Raw genomic sequence first — 13,570 nt, 5'->3', positions numbered from 1 at the left:
TCCCGTGACCGGCTCGTGTTCGAAAGCCCCCCGCTGCCGGGGTCCACCCGCCACGGGACCCCCGCCCGGACGGACGAGGACGCGCACCGTACTTCACTGTCCTTGCGCACTGGCCATGGGCGGGAGCTGCCTTCACCGGAGGGGCTGCCGGGCGGCGGCACGCCCCGGGCGCGGGTTGTCGACCCACCTGTCCACGGCCGAAAGTCCTGTCGGCCGCCCCCGGGCCGCCTCGGGTCGTGACCGAACGTGACCCGTCTTGCCACGCTGGTCGAGCTCCAGGAAATATCGGCGCGAGCCGTCCTCACAGACGTGAAGTCGCGTGATGCCTCGCCAGTGGACAGACGAGTCTTCGACCGCAGAAGATGCGCCTGTGCCCAGTGAACGAATCCTCGACGCCACCGACGCCCGGATCCTGCTCGCCCTGGCCACCGAGCCACGGGCCACCGTCGTCGCCCTCGCCGAGCACCTGAGCCTGTCCCGCAACACCGTCCAGGCCCGGGTGGCCAAAATGGAGCAGGGCGGCGCGCTGGGCTCCTTCGAACGCCGGATCACCCCGAACGCCCTGGGCCACCCGCTCACCGCGTTCGTCACCGCGCAGGTCAATCAGCACCGGCTGGCCGAGGTGTCCGAGGCGCTGGCGGGCATCGCCGAAGTCGTGGAGGTCTTCGGCCTCAGCGGCGAGACCGATCTGCTCGTACGGGTGGTCGCCGCCGACGCGGACGACCTGTACCGGATCGCGGGGCAGATCCTGGCCATTCCCGGCATCGAGCGCACGGCGACGGCCCTGGCCATGCGCGAACTGGTGCCGCACCGCCTCACCCCGCTACTCCTTCGCCGAGCCGAGGGCAGGTAAAGCCGCGTCGCCGCCGGGGATCCGCCTACCTGGGCAGGTCATCACCGATCTGTTCGATCAGGTGCGCGAGGAAGGCCCGCACCGCCGCGGGCAGCGCGCGCCGCGCCATCGACTGGATCTGCATGCTCCGGCGGCTCAGCTCCGGATTACGGATGGGAACGATCGCCAGATGGTCGCCGCCGAGCCGCCGCACCGTCAGCGGACCGACCAGGGTGACCCCACCGCGTAGCTGCGCAAAACTCTGCAGCGCACCGGAGTAGTTGCTGACGAGCGCGGGCTCGAAGTTCAGCCCTTCCAGCGCGACGCAGACGTCGAACAGCTGCCGGATCGTGGTCCCCTCGTCCATCAGCGCGAGCGGGTACTCCAGCAGGTCCGCGAGCTCGACGTGCTCCCGGCGCGCCAGCGGGTGATCGTCGGGCATCAGCGCGTAGATCGGCTGCTGCTGCGAATACTCGACCTTGATTCCCCCTTCCGGCCCGAGGCTATAAGTAACGGCCAGGTCCGCCGTGCCGTCTATCACCTGTCGCGTGGCCGCCGCCGGACCGGTGACATTTAGCCGGAACCGCACCCCTGGATACTCTTCCCGAAATGCGGTGATAGCCGCCGGCAGGAAATCGCGCGCGAAACCCTCGCAGCTCGCGAGTTTGACGGTACTGCGGTGCAGGGCTTCGATGCCGTGCACATCGGCGAGCACCTGATCGGCCTCGAGCGCACTGCGCCGGACGTAGGCGGCGAGAATCTCGCCCGCCTCCGACAGCACCATCCCCCGCGGCCGTCGTTCGAACAGCGGCGCGCCGACGTCCTGCTCCAGCTTCGCGATCTGCCGACTGATCGCCGACGTGGCCACGTGCAGGCGCTCCGAGGCCTCGCTGATCGAACCGGTGCGCGCGACCTCCAGGAAGTAGCGCAGCGACGTGGGCAGGAGAGGCATTCTGAGAATGTACTGCAGCGCGGAGCGGGGCCGTCGCGGGCGACGACGGGGATGCGACCGGCCGTTGCCGTTGCCGCCAGGGCAATACACCTTTCGAAAACGCGCAATTGCTCCCTCTATCGCCACCCTCTCGCCGCTCCGTAAACTCTGCGCACCGGCCGGATGCATTGTAAATTGCACGTTTCCGATGTTAAGGGCAATGATGACCCGTGCTGACGTGATCGATCGTGCCACCGAATACTACGACTCCGGAGAATTCCTCGCCGACCTCGGCCGCCGGGTCGCGTTCGCGACCGAAAGCCGGGACCGGGCGCGGGCGCGGGACTTGCGTTCCTACCTCACCGACGAGCTGGCCCCGGCGCTCACCGGACGACTGGGCTGTGAGGCGCGCGTCGTCGACAACCCCGCCGGTGACCACCCGCTGCTCGTGGCGACCCGGCACGAGGACGATGCGCTGCCCACGGTGCTGGTCTACGGCCACGGCGACGTCGTGCTCGGCGAGCCGGAGCGGTGGCGGACCGGCCTCGATCCGTGGCAGGTCGTGGTCGAGGGCGACCGCTGGTACGGCCGCGGCACCGCCGACAACAAGGGCCAGCACACCATCAACTTCGCGGCACTCGAGCAGGTGCTCCGCGTGCGCGGCCGGCTCGGCTTCAACCTCAAGGTGCTGGTCGAGACCGGGGAGGAGTCCGGCTCGCCGGGCCTGCGCGCGGTCTGCGCCCATTTGCGGGACGAGCTGGCCGCCGACGTGCTGATCGCGTCCGACGGGCCGCGCGTGGCCGCGGAGCGTCCGACGCTGTTCCTCGGTTCACGCGGCTCCACCCCGTTCACACTGCGGGTCGACCTGCGCGAGGCCTCGTACCACTCCGGCAACTGGGGCGGTCTGCTGCGCAATCCGGCGACCGTGCTGGCGGGCGCGCTCGCCACCCTCGTCGACGGGCGGGGCCGCATCCTCGTGCCCGGTCTGCGGCCGCGGGAGATCCCCGGGAACGTCCGGGAAGCCCTGCGCGACATCGCGGTCGGCAGCGGACCGGACGATCCGCCCGTCGACGAGGGCTGGGGCGAACCCGGTCTCACCCCGGCCGAGCGCCTCGTCGGCTGGAACAGCGTCGAGGTGCTGTCGCTCGCCGCCGGCAACCCGGACAACCCGGTCAATGCCATTCCCGGCAGCGCACACGCGCACTGCCAGCTCCGGTCCGTGGTCGGCACCGAAGTCGACAAGCTCGGCGTCATCCTCCGCAAGCACCTGGACGAGCGGGGATTTCCCATGGTCGACGTCGAGGTCGGCCCGACCATGCCGCCGACCCGGACGGATCCGGACGACCCCTGGGTGCGCTGGGCACTCGGCTCGATCAGCCGGACCACCGGCACGGAACCCGCGCTGCTGCCGAACCTCGGCGGCAGCCTTCCCAACGACGCGTTCGCAGGCGAGCTCGGGTTGTGCACACTCTGGATCCCGCACTCCTACCCCGCCTGCGCCCAGCACGCCCCGGACGAGCACCTGCTGGCCCCCGTGGCGCGGGAGGGCCTGCGCATCATGGCCGGCGTGTTCTGGGACCTCGGCGAGGACTCTCCCATGAGGAGTCACCCATGACCGCATCCACACGGACAGTCGCCCCCGAAGCACCGGTGAAGGTGCACCGCGTCATCATCGCCGCGTCCATCGGGAACGCGCTGGAATGGTTCGACATTCTCGTCTACGGCTTCTTCGCCGCGACGATCTCGAAACAGTTCTTCCCCACCGCCGACGAGACCGTGTCGCTGCTGCTGACGCTCGGCACGTTCGCGGTGGCCTATGTGGTCCGTCCGCTGGGGGCACTCGTGCTCGGCGGGTATGCCGACCGTGCCGGGCGCAAGCGTGCGCTCATGGTGTCGATCCGGCTCATGATGGTCGCGACGCTGCTCATCGCGATCATGCCGCCGTACGCGAAGATCGGGCTCGTCGCGCCGATCGCGATCCTGCTCGCCCGGCTCCTCCAGGGCTTCTCCGCGGGCGGGGAGTTCGGCAGCGCCACCGCGTTCCTCGTCGAGCACATGCCCGAGAAGCGCGGCTTCATGGCCAGCTGGCAGTTCGCGAGCCAGGGCTTCGCGACGCTCCTCGCGTCGGCGTTCGGCACGGTGCTCACGGCCACGCTGTCCGACGCGCAGCTGGAGTCGTGGGGGTGGCGCATCCCCTTCTTCTTCGGTCTGCTGATCGGCCCGGTCGGCTACTACATCCGGCGTTACGTCGGCGAGGCCGGTGAGTTCGTCGAGACCGCGGACCAGGAGCGCGCGCCGGTGAAGGAGACGTTCCGTACTCAGAAGGACCGCATGTTCGTGGCCATGGGTGCGCTCGCCGTGTCCACCGCGATCAGCTACTTCATCACCTACATGCCCACCTTCGCGGTGAAGGAGCTGGACCTGCCGGCGTCGACCGGATTCGCGTCCACCCTGGTCACCGGGATCGTGCTGACCGGCCTGACTCCCGTGGTGGGTCACCTGTCGGACCGGTTCGGCCGCACCCGTATCATGCTGATCTTCGCGACGCTGATCCTCGCGCTGGTGTACCCGAGCCTCGCGTTCCTGGTCGCCGCCCCGGGCTTCGGGGTGATACTCGGCGTGATGTTCCTGATCGGCGTGTTGAAGGCCGGCTACTTCGCGCCACTGCCCTCGATGATGGCGGAGCTGTTCCCGGTCACCAACCGGGCCACCGGCCTGGCGGTGAGCTACAACATCGCCGTGATGCTGTTCGGCGGCACGACGCCGCTGATCATCGTCTGGCTCGTCGACGTGACCGGCAGCAAGCTCGCGCCGACCTTCTACCTGATGTTCCTGGCCGTGCTCAGCCTGTCCTGCGTGGCGTTCGCGCGGCGCAGGCTCGACATCCACTGATCGGAGAGATCCCTTGTCCCTCAACGATTTCGACCGCTACCCGCTGCTGTTCGGCCCGTCGCCGGTGCACCGCCTGGAGCGCCTGACCACGCACCTGGGCGGCGCGGAGATCTGGGCCAAGCGCGAGGACTGCAACTCCGGCATCGCCTACGGCGGCAACAAGACCCGCAAGCTGGAATACCTCGTGGCCGATGCCCTGGCGCAGGGCTGCGACACGCTCGTGTCGATCGGCGGCGTGCAGTCCAACCACACCCGCCAGGTCGCGGCGGTCGCGGCCCGGGCGGGGCTCAAGTGCGTGCTGATCCAAGAGAGCTGGGTCGACTGGCCTGACGCGGTGTACGACAAGGTCGGCAACATCCTGCTGTCCCGGCTCGCCGGAGCGGACGTGCGGCTGGTGAAGGCCGGGTTCGGCATCGGGTTCAAGGAGAGCTGGGAGCAGGCGATCGCGGAGATCGAGGCGGCGGGCGGCAAGCCGTACGCGATCCCCGCCGGCGCCTCGGACCACCGGCTCGGCGGGCTGGGCTTCGCGAACTGGGCGTTCGAGGTGGCGGAGCAGGAAAAGCAGCTCGGGGTCTTCTTCGACACCATCGTGGTGTGCGCGGTCACCGGCAGCACCCAGGCCGGCATGATCGCCGGATTCGCCGCGCTGGGCGGGCGGCCGCGGCGGATCCTCGGCATCGACGCCTCGGCCAAGCCGAAGGAGACCTGGGACCAGGTGGCGCGGATCGCGCGCGGGACCGCGTCGCTCATCGGCCTGGACCGGGAGCTCACGCACGACGAGATCCTGCTCGACGAGCGCTACCACGCGGGCACCTACGGCATCCCGGACGAGTCCACCATGGACGCGATGCGGCTGGCCGCGCGGACCGAGGGCATGGTCACCGACCCGGTGTACGAGGGCAAGTCCATGGCGGCCCTCATCGACCTCGTCGCCCGGGGCGAGATCGCCAAGGACGCCAAGGTGCTCTACGCCCACCTCGGCGGGCAGCCGGCGCTGAACGGCTACAGCGCCCTGTTCGGGTAGAACCGGCGGCGCCGGGGCGGGCACCCCGCGCCCCGGCCGCCCACCCTTGGGGATGCTCAAAGAAGAGGTCCTGCCCGCCGACTACCAGGCCACCTTCTGTTCCCCGCGTGCTCCACCGGGAACCGCGTGCTCGGAGATTCGTATCGCCCCACCGGGTGACACCTGCCTGATCGGCTCGGCCGCCGGCGCACACCGGGGCGACTGCCCCAGGCCGGCGGCCGAGGTCGGCCCACAGAGCGCTGCTGACGGCCTGGCCTCCCGTCACCCGGTGCGACGCAGCAGGGCCAGGTACATGGCGTCGGTGCCGTGCAGATGCGGCCACAGCTGGACGTCGGGGCCCTCGCCGAGCGCGGGGACGTCCGGCATCAGGGGGCGGGCGTCGATCCACTCGGCCGTCACCCCCTGGCCCTTGCGCGCCTCCCCCAGCACGTCCTCGACCACGGCGCGGGTCTCGGCCGGGTGCGGGGAGCAGGTCGCGTAGCCGACGACACCGCCGACGCGTGACGCGGTCAGCGCCTCGCGCAGCAGGCCGCGCTGGAGCGGGGCGAACCCGGCCAGATCCTCGGGGCGGCGGCGCCAGCGCGCCTCGGGGCGGCGGCGCAGCGCGCCGAGGCCGGTGCACGGCACGTCGACCAGCACCCGGTCGAAGCTCTCCGGCCGCCACGGCGGGCGGGTCCCGTCGGCGGCGATCACCTGGTACGGGCCGGGGTTCCCGGCGAGGGCGCGCTCCACCAGCCGGGCCCGGTGCGGCTGCTTCTCGGCGGCCAGCAGGGCCGCGCCGCGCTCCGCGGCGAGCGCGCCGAGCAGCGCGGCCTTGCCGCCGGGGCCCGCACAGCCGTCCAGCCAGCGCCGGTCGGGGCCGTCCAGCGGGGCGTTCGCGAGCGCGAGGGCGACGAGCTGGCTGCCCTCGTCCTGCACCCCGGCGCGCCCCTCCCGGACCGCGTCCAGCGCGCCGGGTTCGCCGCCCTCGGTGAGCCGCACGGCGTACGGGGACCAGCGGCCCGGCAGCGCGGACTCCTCGCCGGCCGCGGCGACCAGTTCGCCCGGGTCGGACCGGCCGGGGCGGGCGACGAGGGTGACCTCGGGCCGTTCGTTGTCGGCCTCCAGCAGGTCCTCGATCCCGGCCCGGCCGCCGCCGAGCGCGTCCCACAGCGCCGAGACGATCCAGCGCGGATGCGCGTGGACGACGCCGAGATGGTCCTCGGGGTCCTCGTCGTACGGCGGGGCGACCCGTTCCAGCCAGGCGTCGAGATCGGCGGCGGCGATCTTGCGCAGCACGGCGTTGACGAACTTGGCGCGCCCGTCGCCGAGCACCACCCGGGCCAGTTCGACGCTCGCGGAGACGGCGGCGTGGGTGGGGATGCGGGTGCCCAGCAGCTGGTGGGCACCGAGGGTCAGCACGTCGAGGACGGGCGGGTCCACCTCGCGCAGCGGGCGGTCCACGCATTCGGCGATGATCGCGTCGTAGGTGCCCTGGTGACGCAGGGTGCCGTAGACCAGTTCGGTGGCGAGCGCCGCGTCCCGGGCGTCGAATCCGCCGTCCTCCCGCGCCTTGCGGAGCAGGGGCGGGAGGACGAGGTTGGCGTACGCGTCCCGTTCGTCGACGGCCCGCAGCGCCTCGAAGGCGAGGATCCGTACGGGGTCCTTCTTCGGTCGGCGGTAGGGCTTGCCGGGGCGGCTGCGACGGGGAGGGCCGGACTGGGGGCTCACGGGACATGTGCTCCGGAAGGTATGGGGTGATCAGCCCCCCAGCCTACGCGGCTCAGCCGAGCACCCCCGCCGTCTCCCTGGGCTCCCCGGGCTCGTCGGGCTCGTCGGGGTCCCCGGGCTCCTGGGTTTCGAACTGGGTGCGGTACAGCTCCGCGTAGCGCCCCTCGGCGGCGAGCAGCGCGTGGTGGGTGCCGCGCTCCACGATCCGGCCGTCCTCCACGACGAGGATGAGGTCGGCCGCCCGCACCGTGGACAGCCGGTGGGCGATCACCACCGCGGTCCGCCCGTCCAGCGCCTCGGCCAGCGCCTCCTGCACGGCGGCCTCGGAGGTGGAGTCCAGATGGGCGGTGGCCTCGTCGAGGATCACCACCCGGGGCCGGGCCAGCAGCAGCCGGGCGATGGTCAGCCGCTGGCGCTCACCCCCGGAGAGGCGGTAGCCGCGTTCACCGACGACGGTGTCGAGACCGTCCGCGAGCGACGCGATCAGCCCGTCAAGACGGGCCCGGCGCAGCACCTCCCACAGCTCGTCCTCGGTCGCCCCCGGGCGGGCCAGCAGCAGGTTGGCGCGGATGGTGTCGTGGAAGAGGTGGCCGTCCTGGGTGACCATGCCGAGGGTTTCGCGCAGCGAGGCGGCGGTCAGGTCGCGGACGTCCACGCCGGACATCCGGACCGCGCCCGCGTCGGTGTCGTACAGGCGCGGCAGCAGCTGCGCGATGGTCGACTTGCCCGCGCCGGAGGAGCCCACCAGCGCGACCATCTGGCCGGGTTCGGCGCGGAAGGACACCTGGTGCAGCACCTGGACGCCGCCGCGGGTGTCCAGCTGGGCGACCTCCTCCAGGGAGGCCAGCGACACCTTGTCGGCGGACGGGTAGCCGAAGTCGACGTGGTCGAACTCCACCGACACCGGCCCGTCGGGGACCCGCCGGGCGTCCGGCTTCTCGGTGATCAGCGGCTTCAGGTCCAGCACCTCGAAGACCCGCTCGAAGCTGACGAGCGCGCTCATCACCTCCACCCGCGCCCCGGCCAGCGCGGTCAGCGGGGCGTAGAGCCGGGTGAGCAGCAGCGCGAGGGAGACGACGGCGCCGGGGTCGAGGCTGCCGCGCAGCGCGTAGTAGCCGCCGAGGCCGTAGACGAGGGCGAGGGCCAGGGCGGAGACGAGGGTCAGCGCGGTGACGAACGAGACCTGGACCATCGCCGTGCGGACGCCGATGTCCCGCACCCGGCGGGCCCGCGCGGCGAATTCGGCGGACTCCTCGGCCGGGCGGCCGAAGAGCTTCACCAGCGTCGCGCCGGGCGCGGAGAACCGCTCGGTCATCCGGGTGCCCATCGCGGCGTTGTGCGCCGCCGCCTCGCGCCGCAGACCGGCGAGCCGACGGCCGACCCGGCGGGCGGGCAGCAGGAAGACCGGCAGGATCACCAGCGCGAGCAGCGTGATCCGCCAGGAGATGCCGACCATCACGACGAAGGTGAGCAGCAGCGTCACCGCGTTGCTCACCACCCCCGAGAGGGTGTCGCTGAACGCCCGCTGCGCGCCGATCACATCGTTGTTCAGCCGGCTGACCAGCGCACCGGTGCGGGTGCGGGTGAAGAAGGCGACCGGCATCCGCTGCACATGGTCGAAGACGGCGGTGCGCAGATCGAGGATCAGCCCCTCCCCGATGTTCGCGGACAGCCGCCGGGTCAGCAGCCCGAGCGCCGCCTCGGCCACGGCGATCGCGGCGATCAGCCCGGCCAGTCCGAGCACCGTGGACTGGTGTGCGTGGCGGTCGATCGCGTTCACCACCCGGCCCGCGAGCAGCGGGGTGGCGACGGCCGTCACCGCCACCACCGTGCTCAGGGCGATGAACAGCAGCAGCGGGCGGCGATGCGGGCGGGCGAAGGCCCCGATGCGGCGCAGGGTCGCCCGGGAGAAGGGCCGCCGGTCGTCGTTGGCGTGTGTGGCCTGGTACAGGGAATGCCACGCGGTGACTTCCATGCTCATCGCGCACCTCCGAAGGGTTCGGGGTGCCGCCACGGTGATTACGCCGGTGGGTCCGGACCGGCGGCACGTGTCAAGGACGGTAGGACTTGAACCAAGGTGCAAGTCAACGACCGGCCGCCCCCGCGCGCTGTGTCGTGTCAGCCGCCGAGCCGCTCGCCCTCGGCGATCCGCACCCCACGGGCCCAGTCCGCCGCGCGCATCGGCTTCTTGCCCTGCGGCCGGACCCAGTTCAGCTCCACGGCATGGCTGCCCGTGCCCACGTAGACCGCCTTCTTGGTCGCGGCGAGCGCGCCGGGGGCCAGGTCCGTACGGTCCGCCACCGGCGCCGCCGAGACCACCTTCAGCCGCTCCCCGCGGAACGTCGTCCACGCGCCCGGCGCCGGGGCGCACGCCCGCACCAGCCGGTCGACCCGCAGGGCGGGCGCCGACCAGTCGATCTCCGCGTCCTCGACATTGATCTTCGGGGCGAGCGAGACGCCCTCGGCGGACTGCGGCACCGCCCGCAGCGAACCGTCCTCGATGCCGTCCATCGTCGCCACCAGCAGCCCGGCCCCGGCGAAGGCCAGCCGGGTCAGCAGATCGCCGCTGGTGTCGGTGGGCCGTACGTCCTCGGTCACCACCCCGTACACCGGCCCGGAGTCCAGCCCCTCCTCGATCTGGAACGTCGACGCCCCGGTCACCTCGTCGCCCGCCAGCACCGCGTGCTGCACCGGGGCCGCACCGCGCCACGCGGGCAGCAGCGAGAAGTGCAGATTGACCCAGCCGTGCGCCGGGATCTCCAACGCCGCCTTGGGCAGCAGCGCGCCGTAGGCCACCACCGGGCAGCAGTCCGGGGCGATCTCGGTGAGCCGGGCGAGGAAGTCGGCGTCCCGCGGCTTGGCCGGCTTCAGCACCTCGATGCCCGCCTCCTCGGCCCGCTCCGCGACCGGGCCGGCCACCAGCCGGCGGCCGCGCCCGGCGGGCGCGTCGGGTCGGGTCACGACGGCCACCACCTCATGCCGGTCGGACGCGATCAGCGCGTCCAGCGCGGGCAGGGCGACCTCGGGGGTACCGGCGAAGACGAGCCTCATGGGTGGCGAACTACCTCTCATTCAAGGCGTACAGGGCGGAGAACGGCGGAAACGCCGCCTCAGTCTATGGTCCGGCGGCCCCGGGGGGCGTACGGGCCGACGCCCGCACGCCCCGGACCGTGACCGACGGGCGGGGTGCCGCGTTGGTCAAGAGAGATTGACCTCGCCGGGCCGCGACCGCGGCCCGGTCCCCGTTCCGCCCACCCCCTTCACCGCCGGTTCGAGAGGCTTGTTCATGGCCGACCACGCAACTCACGACGCCCAGGCACGGGCCAGCCTGCACCTCCTGGTCCGGGACATCGAGCGGGTCCGCCGACAGGTGGACGCGCTGCGCACCCTCACCGCCCAGCTCGGCAACGTCTACCGGCCGCGGCGCACCGGACCGTCCGCGGGCTTCGTCGTCTACGGCCGCGCCCCGGCGCCCACCGTGCGGCTCGCCCAGGAACTGCGGGACAGCGTCGAGACCCTGGTCACCGCCGCGGTCGACTTCGACCGCTCGCTCGGCTTCTCGTGGGACGCGGTGGGCTCCGCGCTCGGCGTCACCAAGCAGGCGGTGCACCGCCGCTACGGCTCGCGCCGCGCCGCCGCGGCGAGCACCCCGGAGGGCGGCGAGCCCCCGGCGGCGCACAGCCCCGAGCCCGCCGCGGTGCCGCCGGTCCCGTCCGTACCGGCCGCCCGCTCCGTCCCGCCGCAGTCCGCCCCGCCGCTGCGTGAGGACCCCCGCCCCACCGCCTTCCCCGGCCCCCGCAACGGCTGAGGGAAGCCCCTCTTTTTTTGGCTCGGCTCGCCTCCGGGGCGCCTCGGCCGACGTCGACGGTCGACCGTGCCCGGTCGCTCGCGCGGCGGAGCCGCATATCGATACGAGCCCTCGCTCCCTGCGCGCGCTCTCCCTTTCGACACCGGCGCGCCCCTTCGCCTCACTCGCCCGTCAGCCGATGTCCAGGGGGTCGACGCGGACCGTCGGGTCCTTGTCGCCGCGGGCCAGCCGCAGGGCCTTGGCCTCCTTGACGGCGGCGGCCAGGGCGCGGCCCTGGCCCGGGGGCACCCGCAGCAGGGCGCGCTCCCACTGCTCGCCGGGCGGCGGGTCGCCGGGGCGGCGCGGGCGGCCCGGCGGGGTGGGGGGCAGCGGGACGGGCCCCAGGGTCTCGGTCCCCTCCGGCAGCGACGCCGAGGCGATCAGCTCGGCCACCGCCTCCCCCGGCCCGGCCACCGCCGCCATCCGGGAGACCGGCGGGAAGCCCAGCTGGGACCGCTCGGCGAGTTCGCGCGCCGCGTAACCGGCCGGGTCCCAGCGCACCAGCGCCTGGACGGGCCGCTGCGTCGGTTCGGCGGTCACCACGACGAGGCCGCCGTCCTCATGCCCCCGCACCAGCGCGGCCGCTTCCAGCCAGCGGCGCAGCGCGTCCTCGCCCGCGCGCAGGTCGGGGCGGCCGAGCAGCGCCCAGCCGTCGAGCAGCAGGGCGGCCGCGTAACCGCCCTCGGCGACCGGTTCGGCGCCCGGGGTGCTGACGACGAGCGACGGGCGGTCAGGCACGGTGTCCAGGACGTGGTCCCGGCCCGAGGTGCGGACCGGGACGGCGGGGAAGGCGCGGCCCAGCTCCTCCGCGGTGCGCCGGGCGCCGACGACGCTCGCCCGCAGCCGTACGCCCCCGCACTCGGCGCAGTGCCAGGCGGTCTCGGCCCGCCCGCACCAGCCGCAGGCCAGCCGGTCCGCGTCGCGCGCCTCCAGGGGGCCCGAGCAGTGCCGGCAGCGGGCGGGCTCCCGGCAGCGCTCACAGGCCAGCCGGGGTACGTATCCCCGGCGCGGCACCTGCACCAGCACCGGGCCGCGGGTCAGCGCCTCCCGCACGGTCTGCCAGGCGAGCGTGGGCAGCCGGGCGGCGCGGGCCTCGGCGTCCCGGGCCACCTCGCCCTCGTCCACGGTACGGATCAGCGGGGCCGCCGCCCGCACCTGCTCGCGGCCGGCCTCCAGGGGCCGGGCCCAGCCGTTCTCCACCAGCTGGGCGGCTTCCACGGTGCGGCCGAGGTCGCCCAGCAGGAAGCCCGTCTTCTCGTGCACGGCGCGCAGCAGCAGGACGTCGCGGGCGTGCGGCTGCGGGGCGTGGTCGTCGCTGTGGCTCTGGTCGCCGTCGTCCCAGATGCCCACCAGGCCGAGGTCGCGGACCGGCGCGAACATGGCCGCCCGGGTGCCGACCACGGCCCGCACCGAGCCGCGGCTGACGGCCAGCCACCGCCGGTAGCGCTCCTCGGGGCCGAGGTCCGCGGTGAGCAGCACATGCCGCCCCGGGCCGCCGAGCGCCCGGGTGAGCGCCGCGTCGACCCGGGCGGCGGTGCGCCCGTCGGGGACGACGACGAGCGCACCGCGCCCGGAGGCGAGGGTGGCGGCGACCGCGGCGGCCCACTCGTCCGGCCAGTGCGGTCCGGGCAGCGCGGTCCATACGGCCCGGGGCGTGCCGCTGCCCGCGAGCGCGTCCAGGAACCCGGGCCCGGCCGGGTAGCGGGCCCAAGCGCCGGGCTCGGGCGGCCCGGGCGGGGGCAGCGGTGGCGGGGACACCTCGGACTCGGCGCGGACGTTGCGCTTGGGTATGGCCAGCTGGAGGACGTCGGCGAGCGATCCGGCGTACCGGTCGGCGACGGCCCGGCACAGCGCGAGCAGCCCCGGCCCGAGCACCGGCTCGGGCGAGACGACCTGGGCGATGGCCGCCAGCGGACCGCGGTAGTCGGATTCGGCGACCCGCTCGACGATGTACCCGTCCAGCAGCCCGCCGCCCTCGCGCCGCCCCTCGCGCACCTTGCCGGTCCCGGCCCCGAACCGCACCCGCACCCGCACCCCGGGCCGGGCCTCGGCGTCCATCTCGGCCGGGACCGCGTAGTCCCACAGCTTGTCGAGGTGCACCGGGCCCTTGTCCACGAGCACCTTGGCCACCGGCCGCTCCTTGGCCAGCGCGGCTCCCCGCCACGTCCGCGGCTTGGCCCGCGGCACCTTGGCCTTGCGCACGCTGTCCCGGATGAGCGCGAGCTGCTCACTCCCCTGCGGCTCTCCCTCCGGGGCCTTGCGCCGCTCGTCGTCCCTGCTCACAGATCAAGTCTTAGCAGAGGAGTCGGACACACGAAGGCCCGGACGCCACGA

Annotated in this window: 10 protein-coding genes; 5 read left to right on the top strand and 5 right to left on the bottom strand. The window is 73.4% G+C overall.

The genetic code is table 11. From position 1 onward, the window contains the following. Positions 1-370: 370 nt before the first annotated feature. Positions 371-853, top strand: a complete 483-nt coding sequence (locus ASC60_RS35805) for an Lrp/AsnC family transcriptional regulator (protein ID WP_055557899.1) — start codon at positions 371-373, stop codon at positions 851-853. A 25-nt stretch (positions 854-878) separates the two neighbouring features. On the opposite strand, the gene ASC60_RS35800 is transcribed toward ASC60_RS35805, so the two are convergent. Further along, entirely contained in the window at positions 879-1,784 is a 906-nt protein-coding gene (locus ASC60_RS35800; protein WP_055557898.1) for a LysR family transcriptional regulator, read from the bottom strand. A 199-nt stretch (positions 1,785-1,983) separates the two neighbouring features. Between ASC60_RS35800 and ASC60_RS35795 the strand changes: the two genes are divergently transcribed. Genes ASC60_RS35795 through ASC60_RS35785 form a run of 3 tightly spaced genes read left to right on the top strand, consistent with a single transcriptional unit; the run spans position 1,984 to position 5,679 of the window. Continuing rightward, on the top strand, positions 1,984-3,378 hold the full coding sequence (locus ASC60_RS35795; protein ID WP_199831145.1) for a M20 family metallopeptidase: 1,395 nt from the start codon (positions 1,984-1,986) through the stop codon (positions 3,376-3,378). Next, a complete protein-coding gene (locus tag ASC60_RS35790; protein ID WP_055557897.1) occupies positions 3,375-4,655 on the top strand; it encodes an MFS transporter in 1,281 nt (426 codons plus the stop codon). Before ASC60_RS35795 ends, ASC60_RS35790 begins: the two co-directional genes overlap by 4 nt. Before the next feature lie 13 nt (positions 4,656-4,668). After that, on the top strand, positions 4,669-5,679 hold the full coding sequence (locus ASC60_RS35785; RefSeq protein ID WP_037963738.1) for a 1-aminocyclopropane-1-carboxylate deaminase: 1,011 nt from the start codon (positions 4,669-4,671) through the stop codon (positions 5,677-5,679). A gap of 261 nt (positions 5,680-5,940) precedes the next feature. Here ASC60_RS35785 and ASC60_RS35780 read toward each other — a convergent pair whose 3' ends face one another. The 3 genes from ASC60_RS35780 to fmt form a co-directional block, all read right to left on the bottom strand. After that, on the bottom strand, positions 5,941-7,389 hold the full coding sequence (locus ASC60_RS35780) for an RsmB/NOP family class I SAM-dependent RNA methyltransferase (protein ID WP_055557896.1): 1,449 nt from the start codon (positions 7,387-7,389) through the stop codon (positions 5,941-5,943). A 52-nt stretch (positions 7,390-7,441) separates the two neighbouring features. Further along, complete coding sequence (locus tag ASC60_RS35775; RefSeq protein WP_055557895.1) at positions 7,442-9,370, bottom strand: ABC transporter ATP-binding protein; 1,929 nt, start codon at positions 9,368-9,370, stop codon at positions 7,442-7,444. Between the two features lie 137 nt (positions 9,371-9,507). Beyond that, positions 9,508-10,440 (bottom strand): methionyl-tRNA formyltransferase, encoded by a 933-nt coding sequence (gene fmt, locus ASC60_RS35770; RefSeq protein ID WP_055557894.1) that lies wholly within the window; start codon positions 10,438-10,440, stop codon positions 9,508-9,510. Between the two features lie 235 nt (positions 10,441-10,675). Between fmt and ASC60_RS35765 the strand changes: the two genes are divergently transcribed. Beyond that, a complete protein-coding gene (locus ASC60_RS35765; RefSeq protein WP_055557893.1) occupies positions 10,676-11,197 on the top strand; it encodes a hypothetical protein in 522 nt (173 codons plus the stop codon). A 171-nt stretch (positions 11,198-11,368) separates the two neighbouring features. Here ASC60_RS35765 and ASC60_RS35760 read toward each other — a convergent pair whose 3' ends face one another. Then, complete coding sequence (locus ASC60_RS35760) at positions 11,369-13,519, bottom strand: primosomal protein N' (RefSeq protein WP_055557892.1); 2,151 nt, start codon at positions 13,517-13,519, stop codon at positions 11,369-11,371. Positions 13,520-13,570: the final 51 nt, after the last annotated feature.

Source organism: Streptomyces sp. NBRC 110028 (assembly GCF_001417735.1).
In the GTDB taxonomy this organism is placed as follows: Bacteria; Actinomycetota; Actinomycetes; order Streptomycetales; family Streptomycetaceae; genus Streptomyces.
This window is presented reverse-complemented; position numbering and strand designations above follow the sequence as displayed.

What these genes read in the sequence shown, in the direction of transcription:
- ASC60_RS35800 (WP_055557898.1), bottom strand. Translation starts at nt 1,784, where the DNA reads ATGCCTCTCCTGCCCACGTCGCTGCGCTACTTCCTGGAGGTCGCGCGC.
- ASC60_RS35795 (WP_199831145.1), top strand. Translation starts at nt 1,984, where the DNA reads ATGATGACCCGTGCTGACGTGATCGATCGTGCCACCGAATACTACGAC.
- ASC60_RS35790 (WP_055557897.1), top strand. Translation starts at nt 3,375, where the DNA reads ATGACCGCATCCACACGGACAGTCGCCCCCGAAGCACCGGTGAAGGTG.
- ASC60_RS35775 (WP_055557895.1), bottom strand. Translation starts at nt 9,370, where the DNA reads ATGAGCATGGAAGTCACCGCGTGGCATTCCCTGTACCAGGCCACACAC.
- fmt (WP_055557894.1), bottom strand. Translation starts at nt 10,440, where the DNA reads ATGAGGCTCGTCTTCGCCGGTACCCCCGAGGTCGCCCTGCCCGCGCTG.
- ASC60_RS35765 (WP_055557893.1), top strand. Translation starts at nt 10,676, where the DNA reads ATGGCCGACCACGCAACTCACGACGCCCAGGCACGGGCCAGCCTGCAC.